This is a genomic window from Streptomyces sp. NPDC050315 (assembly GCF_040655775.1).
Lineage (GTDB): Bacteria > Actinomycetota > Actinomycetes > Streptomycetales > Streptomycetaceae > Streptomyces.
Window position 1 is genome coordinate 549,647 of the sequence record NZ_JBFAKN010000001.1, and the last position, 21,423, is coordinate 571,069.

Below are 21,423 nucleotides of genomic sequence, written 5' to 3' on the forward strand. Positions count from 1 at the left end.
TCAACCCCCGAGGTTCAGTGTGAGTTTGGTGACGGCGAACGCCTCGGCGTATCGCTCGTGGCATTCGATGCCGCGGATCCGGGCAAGGCCGAGGAAGGCCTCCCGGTCGTACCAGGGCCGGTGCCGCTGCGAGGGGTAGTGGTCCTGCAGCAGCCGCACCTTCTGTTCGGCGATCTCCGGCGACAGCGGCTGGTATGCCGCCATGCGGCCGAGGTCGCCGTCCCACTTGACGATCTCGTAGCCGAGCACGAGGTGGTCGCGGAACGCGGTGGGTATCAGCTGCGCCAGGCCGCGGTGGTCCTGGTGCGCGTCGTCGGTACGCGGGGCCAGGATCAGGTCCGGGTCGGTCCCCGCGCGCAGCTCCTCGACCGCGGTCTTGGCCTCGTCCCAGTGCGCCCGCTGCCGGCCGTCCGGCAGCTTGAGCACGGTCAGCCGCAGGTCGGCGCCCGGGCAGAAGGCGGCGAGCGCGGCCTGTTCCTCCTGCTCGCGCTCGGTGCCCCCGCCGGAGAGCACCAGCGCGTCGACACGGATGCCCGGCCGCGCGTGACACAACGTCAGCAACGTGCCGCCGGCGCCGATGGCGATGTCGTCGCAGTGCGCGCCCACCGCGACGATCCGGTCCAGGCGCCGCCCGGCTCCGAGGCGGATCACGCGCTCACCCCGACACTGTCCCGCTCCCACACGGCCCACGGGCGGTCGCCCCGTGCGTAGGCGGCGTCGAGCGCGGCCCGCTCCTTCACGGTGTCGGTCGGCTTCCAGAAGCCGCGGTGCTGATGCGCCACGAGCCGTCCCCGCTTGGCCAGTTGGCCGCACCCGTCGGCGACCAGGTCTCCGTTCTCCGGTATGTGGTCGAAGACCTCCTGGCGGAGCACGAAGTAGCCGCCGTTCTCCCACAGCGGCATGTCGCTCACCGCGGTGATGCCGCCCACCAGGCCGTTCTCGCCCAGCTCCACGCAGTGGAACGAGGACTGCGGCGGTACCACCATCATCGACGCACCGGCGTCGCGCCGGGCGAAGTTCTCGATCATCTCCGGCAGCGGGGCGTCGGTGAGCACGTCGGCGTAGTTGGCGAGGAACATCTCGTCGCCGTCCAGGTGGTGCCGCACCCGGCGCAGCCGCTCGCCGATCGGTGACTCGATGCCGGTCTGCGCGAACGTGATCGTCCAGTCCGAGATGTCGGTGGACAGCAGCTCGGTCCGCCCACCTCTCAGCACGAAGTCGTTGGACGTCGTCTCCTCGTAGTTGAGGAAGAAGTCCTTGATGTGGTGGGCCCCGTACCCGAGGCACAGGATGAACTCCGTGTGCCCGAAGTGCGCGTAGTAGCGCATGACGTGCCAGATCAGCGGCCTGGGGCCGACCATCGCCATCGGCTTGGGCACGTCGTCCGCGGCGCCGCTCCGCATCCGCATTCCGTAACCGCCGCAGAAGAGAACGACCTTCATGACTTCTTGACCTCGACAATGCTCAGTTCAGGGATGGGGAAGACGAGGCGGCCGCCCCAGTCGTGTACGAAAGACAGCTGCTCGACCAGCTCGTCCCGCAGGTTCCACGGGAGGACCAGGACGTAGTCCGGCCTGTCGGCGGCTATCTGCTCGGGCGGCAGGATCGGGATGCGGGTGCCCGGAGTGAATCTGCCGTGCTTGTAGGGGTTGCGGTCGACTGTGTACGGGAGCAGGTCGGGCCGGATGCCGCAGTGGTTGAGCAGGGTGTTGCCCTTGCCCGGGGCGCCGTAGCCGACCACCGTCTCGCCGCGCTCGGCCGCCTCGATGAGGAACCGCAGGAGGTCCCGGCGTACCTTGGCCACTCGCGCGGAGAACTCGGTGTACCCGGACAGCTCCTGCAGCCCGGCCGCCTTCTCCCGGGCGAGCACGTCGGCCACTCGGCGGGTCGGCTCGCCGGCCACTTCCTCCGGCCGGGCCCACAGCCGGATGGAGCCGCCGTGCGTGGGCAGCAACTCGACGTCCACCAGCGCGAGTCCGCCGCTCGCGAGCGCCCGGATCGCGGAGGCGACCGTGTAGTACTGGAAGTGCTCGTGGTAGATCGTGTCGTACTGGTTCTCCTCGATCAGGGTCAGCAGGTGCTGCACCTCGATGGAGACCCAGCCGTCGTCGGCGACCAGGGCGCGCAGCCCCTGGGTGAATCCGACCACGTCGGGGATGTGCGCGTACACGTTGTTGGCCACGACCAGGTCCGCCGGGCCGTGCTCCTCGCGGACAGCGGCACCGGTGTCCGGGCTCAGGAACTCCGTGAGCGTGGGCACACCCGCTTCCCGCGCCGCTGCGCCGACATTCACCGACGGCTCAATGCCGAGGCAGCGGATGCCCCGGTCCACGACGTGCTTCAGCAGGTATCCGTCGTTGCTCGCGACCTCGACCACGAAGGCGTCGGAGCCTTCGGTGTCGAGTCCCACGCGCTGTACGGCGTCGGCCACGAACGTACGCGCGTGCTCCACCCAGGACGTCGAGTACGAGGAGAAGTACGCGTACTCCTTGAACGTCTCCTCCGGCGTGATCAGCGGCGGGATCTGCGCCAGCCAGCAGTCGGTGCAGACCCGCAGGTGCAGCGGGTACGTCGGCTCCGGCTGGTCCAGTTGGTCCGCGGCGAGAAAGCTCTCGCACGGTGGCGTCGCACCGAGATCGACGACGCTCTCCAGCGCCGCCGAGCCGCAGAGTCGGCATCCTGTCATCTCTTACCCCCCATTGGTTCCGTCCGACCCGCGATCGCGGTGCGGTACTCCTCCACCAGGCGCTCCAGCCCGACGGCCGGGCTGAAGCCCTGCTCGTAACGGCGTCGGGCCGCCTGGCCCATCGCCCGGTTGCGGTCCGGTCCGTCCGCGATCCGGCGTATGCAGGACGCGAGCGAGGCGGGCTCGCCCGGCCGGTGCAGCAGCCCGGTCACCCCGTCCTCGACGAGTTCGACAAAGGCGCCGTGACCTGCGGCGACGACCGGGACCCCGGCCGCCATCGCCTCCACGACCACGAGGCCGAACGCCTCCAGCCAGGTCGAGGGAGCCACCACGGCGACCGACCGCGCGATGGCCTTCCGGCACTCCGCCGTGTCGTACAGGCCGACGTACCGCACGTCGTCCCGGCCCGCCGCCCAGGCGGTCACCTCTCCCTCCAGTGGCCCCGTGCCGGCGATCACTAGCGGCACGCCCACACCGCCACTCGCCGCGAGCTCGTCCCACGCGGCCATGAGCAGCCGCACGCCCTTGGCCTCCGCGAGCCGGCCGAGGTAGAGCAGATGCTCGCCCTCGCCTTCTCGGCGGGCGCCCGGCTCCGGCACGAAGTTGTGTTTCACCGCCAGCCGCTCGGCCGGCATACCGGCCCGCACCAGAACGTCGCGCTGCGCAGCGGAGATGCAGAAGAACCGCTCCACGCCGGACCACCACCGCCGCCGGTTGACCTGCAGGCTGACCGCCAACGGCACCGTCGCGAGCCGGGAGCCGCGGTAGCAGCCGTGCCGGACGGCGGGCAGCGGCGCCGCGGATCCGACGCACTCGGTGCACGGCCGGCCGTCCCGTTGCAGCGTGCCGGGCGGGCAGACCTGGGTGTAGTTGTGCAGCGTGGCGACGGCGGGCACACCCGCATCGGCGCAGGCGGCCAGCACCGCGGGCGACAGCAGCGGGAAGACGTTGTGTACGTGGACGATGTCCGGCCGCTCGGCGCGGAGCCGGGCGGCGAGTTCCGTACGAACCGCAGGGTTCCACGGCACGAGCAGCGGCACCGCGGCCTTGCTCAGCAGGGACCGGTCGGCGATGTCGTCGCTGCGCCGCTCGAACACCTCGACCCGGTGGCCTGCGTCGCGCAGCAGTGCCACCTCCTGGTCGACGACCTTGTTCTCCCCGCTCGGCTGCGCCGAGGCGTAGCGGTTGTGCACCACGAGGACGTGCATGCTCAGATCACCTCCGATCTCTGGGCCCACTGCGGGATGCGTTGTCGAGGGCCTTCGGGCGTGGAAAGGGGGTTGGCCGCGACGGGTGCCGCCAACAGCGAGGCGGCGAGGGCCAGATGCAACAGATACGGCGAGGCGTCGCCGAGGCCTGCCTCGGTGTACGACGCGATCGCGCAGTAGCTGATCAGGAAGATCGCGCAGGCCCTCGACAGCGACGGTGGCCGCAGCAACGCAACGCCGCCCAGCACGATGAAGATCGCCGCCACCAGGGCGACGCCGGTCAGCCCCTGTTCCTGGTAAACGGCCAGCCAGCTGTTGTCGATCGGCAGCCCGTCGAACGACTTGTCGCCCAGGCCCACTCCGAACAGCCGCTCCACGGTCGACCGGGGCGCCGCCAGCAGGGCGTCCCAGACCTTGGCCCGGCCGGTGAGGTTGGAGAAGTTCTCCTGGCTCTGCCCGCGCAGGAACCACGCCTGCAGCGCGGAGCTGAACGCCACCGCGGCCACCGCGGCGCACAGCACCGCCCAGGTGAAGAACCGGCGGGCGACGGCGCTGGTCAGCAGGAGCGAGCCGATTGCCAACGCCAGCCCGATGAGCAGGCCCACCGTGGCCGTCCGGGTATGGGTCAGCGCGAGCAGGGCGACTGACGGCACGATGACCACCGCCGCGCTCACCCTGTCGGTCCGGCGGCCCAGTACGAGCAGCACCGTGAGCCCGATGATCACTGCGGCGTACTGGCCGATCTGCGGCGGTGTGAGCGGCCACAACGCGCCGACAAGACGGCCACCGTAGAGCTCGGGCAGGGCCGCGCCCGGTGAGATGACCAGGCCGGCGGCCACAGTTCCGAGCACCGCGAAGTACGCCCGGATGTGGTACCGGACGAACGTCGGGCCAGCGTCCCACCAGCGGCTGACCAGCCACAACGTGCCGACGAAGAGCGCCAGCCGGGCGCACCGGAACAGCGCGCCGAACCCGGACTCCAGATGCGCACTGGAGATCACACTCGTCACCAGCAGCAGGGTGAGCAGGAACAGGTACGCGCTGGCTCGGATGCGCAGCCGGAGATTGACGGCGAGCGCCAGCGAGAACGCCACGACCAGCGCGCCCATGGTGACCATTTGGATGAGGGAGCGAGGCAGCGGGACGATGGTCTCCGCCCCGGTGGAGCCGAGGGTGTTGAGGACCAGCAGCCCCCAGACAATCCCCACGGTCTTCGGTGTGCCTACTGAGTCCCCATTCTCGGCGGCCGCCAACGCCCAGTGCCGCTTCTTGCTCCCCACGTGTCCCCTCCCCTCTAGCCGCGGAACTTGAGCACGGTGGTGAACCCCTGCGTGCCGTTGGTGAAACCGGTGCCGACCAGCGTTGTGCTGGGTTCCTTGCGCCCGAACCCGGCGGAGTACCAGCCCAGCGGGGGATTGGTCTCGCCGCGATGCGCCCGCCAGGTCAGCTCGCCGGGCAGATCGAGCACGGCCGAGCGGTCCTCGCCGTCCCGGGTCCAGGTGAGCACGGCCCGGTTGCCCATCAGGTCCGCGACGAGGGCGGGGCCGAGGTGGAATGCCAGGCGCACGTCCCGGTTCGGGCCGCGCACCTCGTCGTAGACCTTCAACTTCCGCTCTGTGGCGCCCAGTTGCACTTCGCGGCGGTGCACGGAGTCCTCGTAACCGTCGTGTTCGGCACACCAGCGGAATGTGTCCGCCCTCAGGACGCGGCTCCGGGCATGCCGGGTCCACAGGAACGGGCCGCCGGAGACGGACTGGTCACTGTCGTCCAGTTGCAGGGTGTTGTGTCCGAGGGTCGACCGGAAGTACTGCCGCCACTCGGGCTGCCCGTGGTAGCAGTACGTCCCCGGATCGGCCAGCACCTCGACCCCGTCGTGCCGGACCTCCACCGACAACGCGTCCGCGTGGGCGTGCGCGGCGATGGACAGGAAGCCGTGCGGACCGGCGTCGCAGCGGCACCAGAGCTCTTCCGGACCGCGCAGGATGGTCATGCCCGCGTCGGCGAAGTGGGTCGGTCGGCTTACCGGGCGGGTCACAGACGGCTCAGTGGGCTTGATGAGCGCGGCCAGCAGCGGAGTGCGTACATCGGTGCCGGTCACCGCCGGCCACCAGCCGAGCCGGCCGAACACGGCATCCCCGGTGGCCAGCAGCGAGGCCCAGCGGTCGGTGCCCGCGCCGTCCACGACCAGACCGTGCCCGTCGTCCGCGTCCCCCTGGCGCGGCGGCCGCAGGCGGTTGTCCACGACGGCCGCGAGCGCGTCGGTCATGCGCAGCAGTACCAGCCGTACGGTCGCGGGGACCGGCACACCGGCGGCGTCGGCCTCGGCCAGCGCGGCCAGGCCGAGCTCCAGGACGAGTCCGTGGTACTCGGTGGCCAGCTCGCGGTTGAGGCCGGAGGGGAAGGTGTTGCTTCGCAGGTGCCGCTCCAGCGACTTCAGCGCGTCGGCTCGCCAGCGCGCCGAAGCGGGGAACCAGTCGAACGCGCAGGCCGCGGCGAACTGCCCGGCGGCCTCGGCAATGACGTGGTTGTTCGCCGACGACCCCCGGCTGGGGAAGGCGGCCAGCCAGCGCTGATGGTGCCAGATCTGGTGCAGTGCCACTGGGTTGTGCTCGAACAGCTCGGCCGCGCCCGGCCAGCCGTCGAGCAGCCGGCGGATCCACACCCAGGACAGCAGCCGGATGCCCAGCTCGATGCCGCTGATCCAGTGCACGCCGCGCAGCGGTGGGTTGGCCGCCCACCACGACCGCAGGTGCGCGGCCACGCGCTCGGCGTACCGCTCGTTCCCGCTGATCGCGTAGGCGGCGGCGAGCTGAGTGAGGTACTGGTGCCGGGACGGCTCCCAGATCTGCTTGATGTCGCCGACCGCATCCTCGTCCCGGTACGGCACATCGAAGGCGTAGCCCCACGGAGCCCGGTGCCCGGTCTTCGGGTCGTACCACCAGTCCGGGTCGGTCAGGTCGTCGCGGACCACACCGAAGTACTCGGCGTGCCCGGCCATCAGCCGGTCCGCCTCCGCGAGGAGACGTTTCGCGGCGTCCGGAGGTATGGCGGCGAGCGTCCCGGCGGGCAGTACCGCGGTGAACCGGGCGCCGGTGACGCTCGGGCAGTCAGGGCGTGCCGACCGCCACCGCCGCCTGCGTACCGCGTCGCCCACCCGGCCGGCGACCTCCTGCGGCCCCATCCGGGACAGCCGCCGCAGGTACCAGCCTGCGCTCATGGTCATGGCGTCCTCGCCAACGTCACCGGCGCGCCGCCGGCCAGGCCGGTCTGCACGGCGAGGGTGGCCGCGGTGGTGGCGACCAGCGACTCCAGCGGCACCGGCATCGGCCCGCCGGTCCGCACGGCTTTGACGAACGCGGCCAGCTCGGCGTTCTGGCCCTTGTCCCGGGCCTTGGGCAGCCGCGAGCTGACCCACCGCTTGCGTCCGTACACCGAGGCGCGGACGAAGTCGTCGAGCCGCAGTGCCTTGCCGTCCGCGACCAGGTCCAGCGTCTCCTTGGGGAAGGCGGATGGGCCGGTGGTGACGTAGCTGATGGTGGCGGTGGACCCGTCCGGGTAGCGCAGTACGACCTGCAGGTCCTCGTTGCCGTTCGTGGCGACCGCGTACACCGAGACCGGGTCGGCATCGAGCAGCCAGCTCGCCGTGTCGATGAAGTGTCCGCCCTCACCCGCGAACCGCGAGCCCTCGGTGCCCTGTTGGAGGTACCAGCTGCCGTGTTGCAACCGGCCCGCGTTGACCAGGTAGCGGAGGTGCGCCGGGCCGGTACGGGTGCCGAATCGCTGCCTGGCCTCCTGCAGCAGCGGCGCGAACCGGCGGTTGAAGCCCACCTGCAGCCGGTCGTTGCCGGACTCCTCCACCGCGGCGAGCACACCTGCCAACTCGCCTTCGGTGAGGGCCAGGGGCTTCTCCACGAAGACGGTCTTGCCCGCGAGCAGTGCCTTTCGGGTCAGTTCGGCGTGCGAGCTGTGCCGGGTGACGACGAACACCGCGTCGATGGACTTGTCACCCAGTACGGCATCGAGGTCGGTGGTCGCCTGGGCGAAGCCGAACTTCCGCTGCGCGTTGGCCCCGGACAGCGCGGTCGTGGTGACGACGGTCGACAACTCGACGCCGTCGCGCTGTGCCAGGTGCGGCAGCAGCATCGACGTGGCGTAGTTTCCGGCGCCGACGAAGGCGAGGCGTACCGGCGTCCTGGCAGACCGGACCCGGCTCGGCTGCACGCTTACTGCGGGCACGGCAACCGCCGGGGCCTCCGCTTCGGCCGTGTCGTCGTCGGGGTACCGGAACAACACAGCCACGGCCTTGAGATCGCCGTCCTTCAGACGTTGGTACGTCTCAACGGCGTCATCGAAGTCGGCGATGTGGGAGATCAAGGGCTCCACGTCGACACTGCCGCGGGCGACGAGACCGAGGAAGCACGCCAGGTTGCGGCGCTCGGTCCAGCGGACATAGCCGATCGGGTAGTCGCGGCCTTCGAGCTCGTACGCCGGGTCGTAGCGACCTGGACCGTACGACCGCGAGAACCGGACGTCGAGCTCCTTCTCGTAGTACGCATTCCACGGCAGGTCCAGGCGGCACTTGCCGATGTCGATGACCCGGCCGCGGTCCCGGCTCAGCTTGGCGGCCAGCTCGACGGGTTGATTGCTGCCGCCACCCGCGGCCAGGTACACCTGGTCCACGCCGTGACCGCCGGTGAGCTCGGCGACGGCGGCTTCCACGGCCGCGGACGCGGGATCGCCGCAGGCCGCGGCGCCCAGCCGCTCGGCCAGCTCGCAGCGCACCGGGTCGGGGTCGGCCCCGACAACGCGTACTCCCGAGGCGGCGAGGAGCTGCACCACCAGCTGCCCGATCAGCCCGAGGCCGATGACCAGTGCCACCTCGCCGAGCTGGGGCTCGCCCTGGCGGACGCCCTGCAGTGCGATCGAGCCGACGGTGCCGAAGGCCGCGTGCCGCGGTGCGAGGCCGTCCGGCACCGGGGCGTAGAGGTTCTTCGGCACCCAGTTCAGCTCGGCGTGCAACGCGTGCTCATTGCCGGCGCAGGCCACCAGGTCGCCGACCTTCACCTCGTCGATCCCGGCGCCGACCTGCTCGACCACTCCGCACAGCGAGTAGCCCAACGGCGTGTAGGAGTCCAGCTTGCCCATCACCTTGCGGTAGGTGGCGGGCACCCCGTTGGTGGCCACGCTCTGCATGACCTTGGCCACCTGGTCGGGCCGGGAACGGGCCTTGCCGACCATGGACATGCCGGCCTCGGAGACCTTCATCAGCTCGGTCCCGGTGGAGATCAGCGAGTACGCGCTCCGCACCAGCACCCCGCCCGGCTTGCACCCCGGCACCGGCACATCGAGCAGCGCCAGCTCGCCGCTCTTGTAGTTCTGCACTACCTGTTTCACCGAAACTCCCCAGATGTTGCGTCGCGATACCAGTACTCGAGGGTCAGCACATGCCACAGATGCTTGGAGAAGTCCCGCTGTCCGGCGGCGTCCTCGGCGACCATGCGGGCCAGCGCGTCGCGGCGCAGGAGCCCGGAATTGACGAGCACGCCGTCGTGCACCACCTCGCGCACCAGCGGTGCCAGGTCCCGGCTCATCCAGGCCCGCAGCGGGGCGCTGAACAGGCCCTTGGGCCGGTACACGATCTCCTTGGGCAGGATCGAGGTGGCCGCCTCCTTGAGGACGGCCTTGCCCTGCCGTCCGGCGATCTTGCGGTCGCCGGGGACGGCGAACGCCGCCTTGACCACCTCGACGTCCACGTACGGCACCCGCACCTCGGTCGATGCGGCCATGCTGGAGCGGTCCGTGTACGCGAGGTTCAGGCCCGGCAGGAACATCCGGGCGTCGGTGAGGCACATGCGGTTGACGAAGTCGTCGAGGTTGTTGTCGTCGTAGGTGTCCGCGTGCTCGGTCAGCACGTCGTCGACCGTCCCGGCCAGGTCCGGATCGAGCAGGGCGAGCAGCTCGCCCCGGTCGTACATGGTGTAGCTGCGCCGGAACGCGGTCTCCTCCGGCAGATCGGCGAAGGAGAGGAACCGCTTCGCGAAGCGCACCGACCGGTATCCACGGCGGCTCGTTGCGACCGGCAGCCGGTCCACGGCCGCGGACACGCCGCGCCGCAGGGGCCGCGGGACGCGTTGGTAGCGCAGTGCGATCAGGTTGGCCAGGTGCTTGCGGTACCCGGCGAACAGCTCGTCGGCGCCCATCCCCGAGAGCATCACCTTGACCCCGGCCTCCCGCGCTGCCGAGCAGATCAGGTACGTGTTGATCGCGGCGGGGTCGCCGATCGGCTCGTCCAGGTGGTACGTCATCTTCGGCAGCAGGTCGAGCACGTTCGGAGCGATCTCGATCTCGTGCAGGTCGACACCGAATCGCTCCGCCACCTGCCGGGCGTAGCGCAGGTCGTCCGGCATCGCCTCGAACTTGGCGTCCTCGGCGCGGAATCCGATCGTGTAGGCGGATATTCCGGGCTGGTGGCGGGCGGCCAGGGCGGTCAGGTAGCTGGAGTCGAGGCCGCCGGAGAGGAAGGTCGCCACGGGTACGTCGGAGAGCAGGTGGCGCCGGGTGGACTCCTCGACGATGGCGGCCAGGTCCGGCTGCTCACCACTCCGGGCCTCATGGGCGACATCCCGGAGGTTCCAGTACTGGCCGCGCTCGATCCGGCCGTCGGGCCTGCACCGCAGCCAGCTCCCCGGCGGCAGCTTCTCCGCCTCGCGGAACGCGCACCGTGAGTCCGGCACCCAGTAGTACAGCAGGGAGGACACCAGCGCCGCGTGGTCCACCTCAAGCGACCCGCCGGTGGCGGCGGCCAGCGCCTTGAGCTCGGAGGCGAACATCAGACCCGCGCCGCGCCGGAGCAGGAACAGCGACTTGATGCCCAACTGGTCGCGGGCGAGGACCAGTTCACCGGTGCGCTCGTCGAAGACGCCGAACGCGAACATGCCGCGCAGCCGAGGCAGACAGTCCGTGCCCCAACGCCGCCAGGCCTCCAGCAGTACTTCGGTGTCGGAGGTACCGCGGAAACGCACCCCGGCGGCCGTCAACTCGGCGCGCAGCTCGGGCGCGTTGTACAGCTCGCCGTTGTACGTGAGGGCGAGGCCGTCCGAGACCATCGGCTGGGCGCCGGTCTCGGACAGGTCGATGATGGACAACCGGCGGTGCCCGAGGTGCACTTCGCCGTCACCAGCGGGGTGGCTGTACCGGCCCGCCCCGTCCGGACCCCGGTGGGCGAGGACATCGGTGAGCCGGTCGGTCACGACCTTCCCGTCCGGCCATCTGTACGTGCCTGCGATGCCACACATGTACTACCGCACCTCCTGGTCGTTGTCCGGGACTCTTCCCCGAGCTCTCAACTCCGTTCGAGCAGGGGAGGCCCCACTGGCCGGCATCGACAGCCGCTCCGACCGGTGCCGGCCGGTCCCGTTCCGCCGGGCCGGCCGCTCGCTGCGGCCCCGCAGCGCGATGTGCAGCCCGTCCCACAGCGTGCCGTCGGTCCGGTCCCGCGGATCGGGGTCGATCAGCACCACACCGATCACCGGAATGTGCTGGTCGGCGAGGTGCCGCGCCACGGTGTGCAGCCATGCGGCGCTGCCGTGCCCGGCCCGCACGACGAGTACGGTCTGCGTGCCGAGGTACTGCAGGTCGGTCCACGCCGTGCCGGGCGCCACCGAGCCGACGCCGACCGCCGGTCCCTCGGCGCCCAGTGCCCTGGTGAGGTCCGCGGCGAGCGCGCTCGCGCTGCGCGCACAGCCCAGTTCCAGCAGCGACACCGGTTCCGCGGAGCCGCGAACGGTGCGGGACAGGGTCGTGGTGAGGCGTTCGCGTGTCGCCCGGGTGCGTCGGCGCTGCCACGGCATGCCCGACCGGCGGGGCAGCTCCGCGATGACCGAGGCGCCCAGGTGCGCCGCGATGTCCCGGCGCAGTACGGGGCGGTCCCCCACCACCGCGCCGACCGCGGCCAGCGCGAGTCCGAGGACGAGCCCGAGCGCGAACCCGAGCGCGCCGTTGGTGGCAGCGGCCTTGGGCAGGGAGTGCCGCACCGCGCGCGGGGCGTCCACGATCTGCGTACCGGCGATGACCTGGGGCGTGCCGAGGCGCGCCTCCTCGGCACGTTGGTCGAAATCGGCGATCCGCGAGTTGAGCTCGGCCCGGCGGGCGAAGAGCGACTCGATACTTGCCGACGCCTTCGGGTCGCTCGACGGCGAGCGGTCTCCGATCGACTTGTTGACCTGCGCCAGCTCGTCCCGCATCCGGTCACGCTGGTCGACCAGGGCCTTGGCCTCGGCCTTCGCGGCTTCCCGCATCCGCCGCACGTGGTCCGCGATGAACGCATCGGCCAGCGCCTTGGCCCGGGCCACCGCTTCCGCGTCGTTGTCACCTGTCACATCGATCTGCAGCAGGTTGTTGGTCAGGCCGGTGCCCCGGTAGTCCCGCATGAAGTCTTCAAGGGTTTCCGGGTTGTTCGGGCTATGCGGGTTGTCCGGGGACTTGAGGGCCTGCAGGGCCTTGTTGGCGATCCGTGTGGTCTGCAGCACCTCGACGTCGGTGCGGATCAGCGTTCCGGTGTCGTTCGGCTGGTCCTCCGCGTGCGCGACCAGCAGTTTGGTCACCGCGGTCGGCGGTGGCGGCAGCAGGACCGCCACCGCCGCGCCGACCAGCAGTCCCAGCAGCGCCAGGGAGCACCAGAAACGGCGGCGTCTGCGTACCGCTACCACCAGCGCCTGCAGGTCGATGAGCGGAGCGGCGGCCGACTCCGGTGGAGTCGTACTCGTCGTCACACCGAACCTCCCGTCGCGTGGCCGCGCACCGCGAGCGTCAGAGTGGTGCTGTTGTCGGGAGGATCGCCAGGATCGCCTTCGCCGGCAGACCGCGTCGGACGGGCCTGGACCGGGCCTGCTACGACAACGCCGACGACCTCGTGCCCGGCGTCCGCACACGCCTCGGCGAGGCCGGTGAGTTCCTCCGCGGTCCAGCTGCCCGCGCTGAGGACGACCAGGGCACCGGACTCGGTGTCGCGGTCCGGCACGATCGGCCGGTCCACCGAAACCTCCACCACGCGTAGCAGCAGATCGCTCCGGGCCTCGGTGGCGAGCTGCCCGGCGGCCCGGCGGGCGAGCGCGTCGCCGTCCGGTACGACAACGAGCAGCCGCCGGGGCGCCGGCAGCTGGTCCCGGAGGCGGGCGCACACCCGCCGGTAGCGGGTCCGCCTGCCGGCCTCGTCGTCGGACCACGACGGGGTCGGTGTGTCCCATCGGGTGTCGAGGCTGAGCAGTCGGCGGATTTGAGCCCGCGGGCCACGGCCTTCCGACCGGCGCGCACGCCGTTCACCGGGTACGTCCGCAGGTACATCGACGGTGCCGAGGAGCACCGAACCCAACGCCGCGGCGATCTCCGGTTCGGTGCGCAGTCGACGATTCATCCGTGCGGCGACGAGGTGGCCGACGACCGCGAGCAGGAAGAACAACACCGCCCCGGCGACGATGAGCTGCATTCTCGTGGGCGGCGTCTCGCCGGTCGGCCGGGCCGCAGGGCCCATGACGACCATGCCCGCCTTGTCGTTCGCCGGGTCGGCCTCGTCCAGCTTCGTCATCGCCTCCTCCAGGGAGGTGCGCAGCTTTTCGAGCGAGGTGCGGGCCTGCACGCTCTCCACGGTCCGCCCCGGATCGGCCGCATCGGCCAGGTCGGTGATGCGGCGGTTGGCCTCCACCACCTTCTGCCGCAACGCCTCGATCCCCGTAGCCGCGTCGGCGTCGGTGCTGCCGCGCGCGATCCGCGCGGCGAATACAACGAATTGCTGAGCCACCTGGTCGGCGAGCTGCTGCGCGCGCGCCGGAGTGTCGGCCGTACCCGAGATCGTGATGATGTTCCCGTCGGCGGCCTTGGCGGTCACTCGCTCCCGCAGCTCCTCGCCGCTGACGCCCCGCAGGCCGAGCTTGGCGGCCGCAAGGTCGACCACCGACGAGCTGGTCGCGATGTCCACCTGGGTCAGCAGCTCGCGCTCTTCCCACTGCCCCGGCAGCAGTACCGATGCCGCCGCCGTGTACCGCGGCGGAAACAGCACCGAAGTGCCGTAGCCGACGAGCGCGCCCACCACAGCAAGAACCGCGAGCAGCCGCCGGCGCCGGCGGAGTATCCGCCCGATCGTGGCCAGGCGGATCGTGTCGTCGTTCAACGCCGCGGTCTCCGCCCCGTCCGTACCGGGTCGTCCGCCGACACCGAAGTGTGCTCGCGGCACGCAGCGGCGTAGGCGGCGAGCAGCGCCGCTTGCGAGTTACGCCAGGAGAGGGGACCGCTGATCCGCTCCTGGCCGATCTTGCCCATCCGGGCCCGCTGCTCCGGATCGTCCAGCAGCAGCGCGATGAGCTTGGCGAATTCGGCCTCGTCGTTGGCGGGCGCGTAGACGGCGGCGTCACCGGCGGAGACGCGCGCTTCCCGGAGGTCGAACGAGACGATGGGCCGGCCCATCGCCATGTACTCCAGGACCTTGTTCATGGTCGACACGTCGTTGAGCGGATTGCGCGGGTCGGGGGAAAGGCACACGTCCGCGGTGGACAGGTAGCGCACCAGGTCGGCGTCCGGAATGCGCCCGGTGAACTGCACCTGCTCGGAGAGCCCGAGCTGCCGGGACAGCTCCACCATCGCGTCGAAGGCGTCGCCGGCGCCGACGAACACCGCATGCCAGTCGGTTCGCCCGAACTCGTCGCGCAGCTTCGCGAGCGCCCGCAAGGCGTAATCGACGCCGTCCTGCGGGCCCATGACACCGAGGTAGCACAACAGGTGAGGCTTGCCGCGCTTCAACTCCGGCTCGGGCCATACCGGTTGGAACCGGTCGACGGCGGGTGCGCTGCGCACCACGAACACGTCCTCCGGCCGCTTGCCGCCGCGCCGCGTCGCAACGTCCCGGTAGCTCTCGTTCGTGGCGAGCACGACGTCCGCGGCCCGGTACGTCATCCGTTCCAGTGCGCACACGGCGCGGTAGAGCAGATCCTCGCCGCGGTCGAACCGGGAGAGGTACAGCTCGGGCACCAGGTCGTGCTGGTCGAAGACGAATCGCGCGCCCTGCCGCTTCGACCACAGCGCCGGCAGGAACAGCAGGTCGGGCGGGTTGCAGGCGTGCACCACATCGACCGGGCCGACCTTGCGGGCCAGCCGGGCCGTGTGCCACAACGCCGATCCGTACTCCCGCAGGTAGCCGGCCGGTCCGCCGGTGGCGGCACGCAACGGGTAACGGTGGATCCGTACCCCGTCGATCACCGCCTCCGGCTCCGTGTCCCGCTTCTCCCCCCGGGGGCAGATGACATGCACTTCCCAGCCCGCGTCGCGCAGCGTCGTGCACTCCTGCCACACCCGCCGGTCGAACGGCACCGACAGGTTTTCCACCAGGATCAGCGCGCGCCGGCCCGACCCGTCACCGCCGGCCTTGTCACCAAACGATCGGTCACCGAACGATCTGTTACCAAGCAAGGCCCACGTACCCCGGTTCGGCCCGGCGCGCCTCGGCGTCGGGAAGGCGGACGAGATCGACAATCACGGGTCCTTCACCATGGGGCAGCGCCGACAGCACGGCCGCGTCCCTGGTCCCGACCAGGCACACCTCGGCGTGTTCGAGCACCTCCTCGACGGAGTCCGCGAGCAGCTGCGCGAGGTGCGGCAGCCGGGTCTCGATGTACTCGCGGTTCGCGCCGATCAGCCGGGAGAGGCTCACATTGGCGTCGTAGATCTTGAGTTCGTACCCCTTGCCGAAGAGCCGCTCCGCCAGCTCGACCAGCGGGCTCTCGCGGAGGTCGTCGGTACCGGGCTTGAAGGACAACCCGAACAGGCCCACCCGGCGCTTGCCGGTGCGCTCCACCAAGTCCACCGCACGCTGCAGATGGTCGGAGTTGGAGGGCAGCACATGGGAAAGGATCGGCACCGAGATGTCGGCCCGGCGCGCCGCGTGGACCAGGCTGCGCAGGTCCTTGGGCAGGCAGGAGCCGCCGAAGGCGAAGCCGGGCCGCAGGTAGGCGGGGCTGATGTTCAGCTTGCGGTCGGCCAGGAAGACGTCCATCACCTGGTGCGAGTCCACCCCGAGCGCCTGGCACACCGCGCCCAGCTCGTTAGCGAAGCCGATCTTGAGGCCGTGGAACGCGTTGTCCGCGTACTTGATCGCCTCGGCCGTCGGGACCGGCACCCGGAACACCTCGCCGGGCACGCCGTCGTACAGTGCCAACACCGCGTCGCCACTTGCCTTGTCGAGCTCGCCGATGACGGTCTTGGGCGGGTCGAAGAAGTCCCGCACACTCGTGCCCTCGCGCAGGAACTCCGGGTTGACCGCAACGCCGATGTCCACCCCGGCCGTGCCGCCGACGTACTTCTCCAGGATCGGTACCAACAGGTTCAGGCAGGTGCCCGGGAGCATGGTGCTGCGGAACACAACGGTGTGCCGTCCGCCCCGCTCGGCCAGCGCGGCACCGATCTGCTCGGTGACCCGCTCCAAGTACGTGGTGCACAGGCTGCCGTTGGGTTCCGACGGCGTGCCCACACAGACCAGCGATATCTCGCTGCCCATGATCGCCTCGCGGACGTCGACGGTGGCGCGCAACGCTCCGCTCCGCACGACCTCGGCGGTAAGCTCGCCGATCCGTTCCTCGACCACCGGGGCCTTGCCGTCGTTGACCAGGTCGACCTTCACCTGGTTCACGTCCACCCCGATGACCTCATGGCCCATGCTGGCCAGGCACGCGGCCGACACGCAGCCCACGTAGCCGAGCCCGAAAACACTGACTCTCATGCCTCGTTCTCCCCCCGAGCAGACCCCTGCGGCCTGCGATCCATGCGTCGGCCGGCTGCCGAGCCCCCGCGCATCAGTACGCCCCGTGTCCATGCAGCACCGCGCGCAGTGTCTTCCACAAGATCACTGTGTCCAGGGCGAGCGACCAGTCCTCCACGTACCGCAGGTCGAGGCGGACCGCCTCCTCCCACGGCAGGTCGCTGCGTCCGCTGATCTGCCACAGGCCGGTGAGCCCGGGCTTGACCAGCAGCCGCCGCCGGATGTCCGGGCCGTACGCGGCACACTCCTCCGGCAACGGAGGCCGCGGTCCGACGAGTGACATCGATCCCGTGAGTACGTTGAACAGCTGCGGGAGCTCGTCGATCGAGTACCGGCGCAGCACTGTTCCCACCCGGGTCACCCGCGGATCCCGGCGGAGCTTGAACAGCAGCCCCGCGCCCTCGTTGCGATCGGCCAGTTGTGCCCGTGCTCCATGGGCCCCGGCGACCATGGTGCGGAACTTGAGGATGGTGAACTCGCGGCCGTCCTTGCCGACCCGGCGCTGGCGGTAGAACGCACCGCCCCGGCTGTCCACCATCACGAGCAGTCCGACGCACACCATGAGCGGCGCGAACAGCACCAGCAGGATCGCCGCGCCCAACCGGTCGACGACCTCTTTGACCGCGCGCCGCCCCCCGGTGAAGGTCGGCATGCTGACCCGCAGCAGTGGGATCCCGAGCACCGCGTCGACGTGCAGTCGCGGCCCCGCCACCTCCATCAGCACGGGGGCCACGACCATCTCGGCATCGCTGTCTTCGAGGTTCCAGGCGAGCCGCTGCAGGCGGTCCGGTGTCCAGTGCGGGTCCGGTGTGACCGCGACGACTCGGTAGCCGTCGTGGTGGACGTGCTTGGCGACGTCCTCCAGCCGGCCGACGACCGGCACTCCGTCCAAGTCGTCACCGTCGAGCCCGCGACCGTCCGTCGTACACACCGCCGCCACCTGCCAGCCGAGGTGCGGGAACTTGCGGGTCCGGCTGATCAGGTCGCGCACGGTGTCCGGGCTCCCGGCAGCGAGCACCGGTCGCAGGCACCGCCCTTCCTTCCGCTGTTTGTGCAGCGACAGGCGGAGCAGATACCGCGCGGTCATGGTGACGAGCGCGATCGCGGGGATCGCGACGAAGATCCAGAGCTTGATGTTGCGCGAGGTGAGGGCGATCCCGCCGAGCGCCAGTACGACGGTCGCCGTGAACAGTGAGCGTCCGAGCCGGCGGAACTCCTCGGCACCCTGGCCGAGCACGGCCGGCGCCCACGACCGGCTCACCGCAAGCGCTCCCAACACCAGCAGCTCGGTGCCGAAGGCGAGAATTCCCCACTTCTCATGCCAGTCGGCGGCATCCCGGACCCCGAAGAAGTTGCCGATCCCCGCCACGACCAAGCCGGTGGCCACGATGTCGCTGGTGATCACGGTACGGCGGTACCGCTGCTCCCAGTCGTTCGCCGGCCGGCCGACCGCCCCGTCCGTCAGCCGCCCACGCGCCGACGGAACAGGGCCGACTAATCCCCCCTGCCGCACAGAAACCCCCCGGTCCCCCGTGGTACATGGTCGAAAAAACGCCGAGTTGATCGTCGCCACGCCTGGCGCCGGGGGCACGGTTGCTGGGTGCCCGTAATGGTCGACCTATAGATCACCATTTGTCGCTTCATGTCACAGCACTGCACTTGAAGCAAGGTCAATCTAGACCATCGGGGCCCATCTGCAGAGAGAGATGTGTGGAAATTGTGCTCACGATTTGGAGACGAGTCGACCGATCAGTGATGGGTCAGTGACCAACCATGGGTTCCTTGGTTCTGAAGTCACACCTGTGACCTGTGATGACGGGCGTTCTCGCACGGGTGGTGGCGACGACGGACGGTCCTTCCAAGTGGGGGCCGTCAAGGCAAAATCTCGACGTACCCATCGGTTCCGTGTACGCGGATTCGCTGCCCGTCCCGGATCAGCCGGGTGGCCCGCTCCACGCCCACGACGGCCGGCAAGCCGTACTCCCTGGCGATCACCGCGCCATGGGTCATCAGGCCGCCCACCTCCGTCACCAGGCCCGCGATGCCGACGAACAGCGGCGACCAACTGGGGTCCGTGTAGGCCGTGACCAGGATGTCGCCCGCCTCGAGATCGGCCTTCGCCATGTCCAGGATGACGCGGGCCCTGCCCTCGACGGTCCCGACGGAAACCGGCAGGCCGACCAGGGCACCGGCCGGCACGTCGTCGCGCCGGTACGCCCCGCTGAGGGCCTCACCATCCGATGTCAACACCCGCGGCAGCGTGAGCGCCTGGTACGACCGGAACGCGTCCTTGCGCTGCTGGATGAGCCGGGCATCGGCCCGCTGCCCGCGCACGACGTCGTGGAACTCCTGGAACGTGAGGTGGAAAACGTCCTCCTGCTCAGCAAGCACGCCTGCCTGCACGAGGCGCTCGGCCTCCGCCAACAGCGCCTGCTTGTAGACGAAGTAGCGGCTGACGATGCCGTACTTCGGGTACTCCCGGTACCCGATGAACGTCCGGACCCGGTCGATCATCCGCTTGGCCTCGGCGGCCTTCCGGTCCCCGTCCGGCAGGGCCCGCAGGCGTGCCAGCACGTCCTGTTCCTTCGCCGCCGCCTTCTGCCGCCCCTGCTCGAAGCGCCGTTCGGCGGCGCCCGGCTCGAAGTTCCTGACGTTGTCGAGGATCACGGGCACGAGCGTGGTGGGGCGCTCGCGCCAACGCGGCCTCGTAATGTCGATCTCGCCGACGCAGCGCATGCCGTACCGGTCGAGGTAGGTCTCGATGGCATCGCGTACTTCGGCCCCACCCGCGAGCTTCGCCAGCACGTCCAGGAAGTCCTCATCCTTGATGGACTCGACGCCCTGCAGGAACGCCACCACCTCCGGATACCGGCGGACCACGTCCGCAACGTCCAGCAGCGCCAGTCCCATCTCCGAGGTGACGTTGTCGGGGGCAGACAGCGTGAGCGTGTCAGCCGCGTTCTTCTCGCCCAGCCACTCCTGCAGCTTGTCGTTGAGCCACCACGTGGCCTCCATCCCCGCCATGATCGCCTGCATGCTCAATGGATCACTGAGGACTCGCTTGTGCTCTTCGAAGGCTTCGAGGAGGAAGTCGAAGAGCGCCGGTCCGGTCTTCCTCCGGATGTCGCGTTCCAGGGCGGCGAGGGACGCCTGGCTGCGCTCGATCAACTCGGTGACGAGGGCCGGATCGGTCTCGATAGGGGCGGGCGGGGGTCCGGCCGACGGCCCGCCGGGGCCCGCGTCCGGGAGCGAGGGGACGAAATCGCCACGGTCGAGTACGGTCTCCAGCGCATCCCTGACCAGCGGATCTCCCCTCCCCATCATGTCCAGCAGGCCGTCGCGGCTCGCGGGCGACGCCAGCCGCCGGGTGACATCGACGAACAACCTCCCCCCTGCCTCATGCATCGGCACCATGGCCGTCAGCTGCCACATGGAGAGCCCCAGGGGCTTCATGGCATCGGTCATCATCTGCTGATGACCGACGGAGACGTAGAGGCGATTCCCCTGGTCACCGACCTCGGGCACCTCGTCACCGGTCTCGGGAATGGGGAAGAGCGTGGTGATCGGCCGGCTCTGCACGATCTGAAAGCCATCCCGCGATTCGTCATCGACTAGACACCATTCGATGTCCTGCGGGCTGCCGAAGTGCGCTTCGATCCGCCGCCCGAGCTGTACGAGCCGCACTGCCTGCGCATCCGTCAGCGCCGGCTGCTCCTGCCGCCGCGAGTCGATCACCACTTCCTGCGTACCGCCGGTCGGCAGGGCCTGCACGGCACGCTGTTTGGCGGCGATCGTCTTTGCGACGACTTCATCGTCTCGCACCTTGAAGACGTCCGGGTTCACCAGGCCGGAGACCAGGGCCTCGCCGAGGCCGAAGCCGGCGTCCACCATGGCGACCTTCCGGTTGCCCGTGACGGGGTCGGCCGTGAACAGGATGCCGGACGCGCGCGGGAAGACCATCTGCTGCACGACCACGGCCATGTGGACCGTACGGTGGTCGATGCCGTTCCGCTGACGGTACGTCACAGCCCGCTCGGTGAACAGCGAGGCCCAGCACCGGCTGACGTGCCGGAGAATCGCCGCCGGCCCCACGACGTTCAGGTACGTGTCCTGCTGACCGGCGAAGGAGGCCGTCGGCAGGTCCTCTGCCGTCGCGCTGGATCGGACGGCGTAGGCGGCCTGCTCGCCGTACCGGGCGAGCGCGCGGGTGATCGCCGCCGCGAGATCGCCCGGGATGGCGGTCCCTTCGATGGCCCCGCGGATCTCCGCGCTGAGCGTACGGATCGCCTCCCGGTCCTCCGCGTCCAGGCGCGACAGTCGGTCGAGCCGGTCCTCCATCCGCGGCGCTTCCGCCATCATCCGCCGAAAGGTATCCGTCGTCACACAAAAACCGTCCGGTACGCGGATGCCTTCGATCCGCGACAGCCCGCCCAGGTGCGCGCCCTTGCCGCCAACGACCACGATCTGCGTCTCGTCAGCCTCTCGAATATCCAACACGTACTGCTCGATCATCAGGTCGTATCCCCGTTTCCGCAGGTAGTGGCTTCGGCCGACGATTCTGCGCCGTACCCTGGGCCTTGCCGCAAGCCCCCCAGTGAGCTATACCTTGAGAGAGGCAAGGAGAGATCTCTCCTTGCCTTTGTTGTGTTTTACCGTCCGTTGCAACGGACGAGCTTCTCAAGGCGCGGCGCCGGTCATGGCTACCACCCGGGCTAAAGGCTGCGCGC

General features: G+C 70.1%; 14 protein-coding genes. All 14 read right to left on the minus strand.

Features of this window, described 5'->3' with window-relative positions; translation table 11 throughout:
• Positions 1–651 (minus strand): PIG-L deacetylase family protein, encoded by a 651-nt coding sequence (locus AB0I82_RS02600; protein WP_363255197.1) that lies wholly within the window; start codon positions 649–651, stop codon positions 1–3.
• Complete coding sequence (locus tag AB0I82_RS02605; RefSeq protein ID WP_363255198.1) at positions 648–1,442, minus strand: glucose-1-phosphate cytidylyltransferase; 795 nt, start codon at positions 1,440–1,442, stop codon at positions 648–650. The genes AB0I82_RS02600 and AB0I82_RS02605 overlap by 4 nt, the downstream gene beginning before the upstream one ends.
• Positions 1,439–2,686 (minus strand): class I SAM-dependent methyltransferase, encoded by a 1,248-nt coding sequence (locus tag AB0I82_RS02610; RefSeq protein WP_363255199.1) that lies wholly within the window; start codon positions 2,684–2,686, stop codon positions 1,439–1,441. The genes AB0I82_RS02605 and AB0I82_RS02610 overlap by 4 nt, the downstream gene beginning before the upstream one ends.
• Positions 2,683–3,894 carry a glycosyltransferase gene (locus AB0I82_RS02615; RefSeq protein WP_363255200.1) on the minus strand — a complete coding sequence of 404 codons (1,212 nt, stop codon included), beginning with the start codon at positions 3,892–3,894 and terminating at the stop codon, positions 2,683–2,685. The genes AB0I82_RS02610 and AB0I82_RS02615 overlap by 4 nt, the downstream gene beginning before the upstream one ends.
• A 2-nt stretch (positions 3,895–3,896) precedes the next feature.
• Positions 3,897–5,102 (minus strand): O-antigen ligase domain-containing protein, encoded by a 1,206-nt coding sequence (locus tag AB0I82_RS02620; protein WP_363255201.1) that lies wholly within the window; start codon positions 5,100–5,102, stop codon positions 3,897–3,899.
• Between the two features lie 86 nt (positions 5,103–5,188).
• A complete protein-coding gene (locus AB0I82_RS02625) occupies positions 5,189–7,117 on the minus strand; it encodes an alginate lyase family protein (protein WP_363255202.1) in 1,929 nt (642 codons plus the stop codon).
• Positions 7,114–9,288 carry a bi-domain-containing oxidoreductase gene (locus AB0I82_RS02630; RefSeq protein ID WP_363255203.1) on the minus strand — a complete coding sequence of 725 codons (2,175 nt, stop codon included), beginning with the start codon at positions 9,286–9,288 and terminating at the stop codon, positions 7,114–7,116. Before AB0I82_RS02630 ends, AB0I82_RS02625 begins: the two co-directional genes overlap by 4 nt.
• A complete protein-coding gene (gene asnB, locus AB0I82_RS02635) occupies positions 9,285–11,189 on the minus strand; it encodes an asparagine synthase (glutamine-hydrolyzing) (RefSeq protein ID WP_363255204.1) in 1,905 nt (634 codons plus the stop codon). Before asnB ends, AB0I82_RS02630 begins: the two co-directional genes overlap by 4 nt.
• Positions 11,190–11,192: 3 nt before the next feature.
• On the minus strand, positions 11,193–12,665 hold the full coding sequence (locus tag AB0I82_RS02640) for a Wzz/FepE/Etk N-terminal domain-containing protein (RefSeq protein WP_363255205.1): 1,473 nt from the start codon (positions 12,663–12,665) through the stop codon (positions 11,193–11,195).
• Positions 12,662–14,059, minus strand: a complete 1,398-nt coding sequence (locus tag AB0I82_RS02645) for a Wzz/FepE/Etk N-terminal domain-containing protein (protein ID WP_363255206.1) — start codon at positions 14,057–14,059, stop codon at positions 12,662–12,664. Before AB0I82_RS02645 ends, AB0I82_RS02640 begins: the two co-directional genes overlap by 4 nt.
• Positions 14,056–15,351 (minus strand): glycosyltransferase family 4 protein, encoded by a 1,296-nt coding sequence (locus tag AB0I82_RS02650; RefSeq protein WP_363255207.1) that lies wholly within the window; start codon positions 15,349–15,351, stop codon positions 14,056–14,058. Before AB0I82_RS02650 ends, AB0I82_RS02645 begins: the two co-directional genes overlap by 4 nt.
• Positions 15,341–16,657 (minus strand): nucleotide sugar dehydrogenase, encoded by a 1,317-nt coding sequence (locus tag AB0I82_RS02655; RefSeq protein WP_363255208.1) that lies wholly within the window; start codon positions 16,655–16,657, stop codon positions 15,341–15,343. The genes AB0I82_RS02650 and AB0I82_RS02655 overlap by 11 nt, the downstream gene beginning before the upstream one ends.
• Positions 16,658–16,730: 73 nt before the next feature.
• A complete protein-coding gene (locus AB0I82_RS02660) occupies positions 16,731–18,209 on the minus strand; it encodes a sugar transferase (RefSeq protein WP_363256050.1) in 1,479 nt (492 codons plus the stop codon).
• A gap of 359 nt (positions 18,210–18,568) precedes the next feature.
• Positions 18,569–21,208 (minus strand): rifamycin-inactivating phosphotransferase, encoded by a 2,640-nt coding sequence (gene rph, locus AB0I82_RS02665; protein WP_363255209.1) that lies wholly within the window; start codon positions 21,206–21,208, stop codon positions 18,569–18,571.
• Between the last annotated feature and the right edge of the window lie 215 nt (positions 21,209–21,423).

Bases quoted from the DNA above. Each gene is read 5' to 3' on its own strand.
- AB0I82_RS02615 (WP_363255200.1), bottom strand. From the start codon at position 3,894: ATGCACGTCCTCGTGGTGCACAACCGCTACGCCTCGGCGCAGCCGAGC.
- rph (WP_363255209.1), bottom strand. From the start codon at position 21,208: ATGATCGAGCAGTACGTGTTGGATATTCGAGAGGCTGACGAGACGCAG.
- AB0I82_RS02625 (WP_363255202.1), bottom strand. From the start codon at position 7,117: ATGACCATGAGCGCAGGCTGGTACCTGCGGCGGCTGTCCCGGATGGGG.
- AB0I82_RS02605 (WP_363255198.1), bottom strand. From the start codon at position 1,442: ATGAAGGTCGTTCTCTTCTGCGGCGGTTACGGAATGCGGATGCGGAGC.
- asnB (WP_363255204.1), bottom strand. From the start codon at position 11,189: ATGTGTGGCATCGCAGGCACGTACAGATGGCCGGACGGGAAGGTCGTG.
- AB0I82_RS02655 (WP_363255208.1), bottom strand. From the start codon at position 16,657: ATGAGAGTCAGTGTTTTCGGGCTCGGCTACGTGGGCTGCGTGTCGGCC.
- AB0I82_RS02610 (WP_363255199.1), bottom strand. From the start codon at position 2,686: ATGACAGGATGCCGACTCTGCGGCTCGGCGGCGCTGGAGAGCGTCGTC.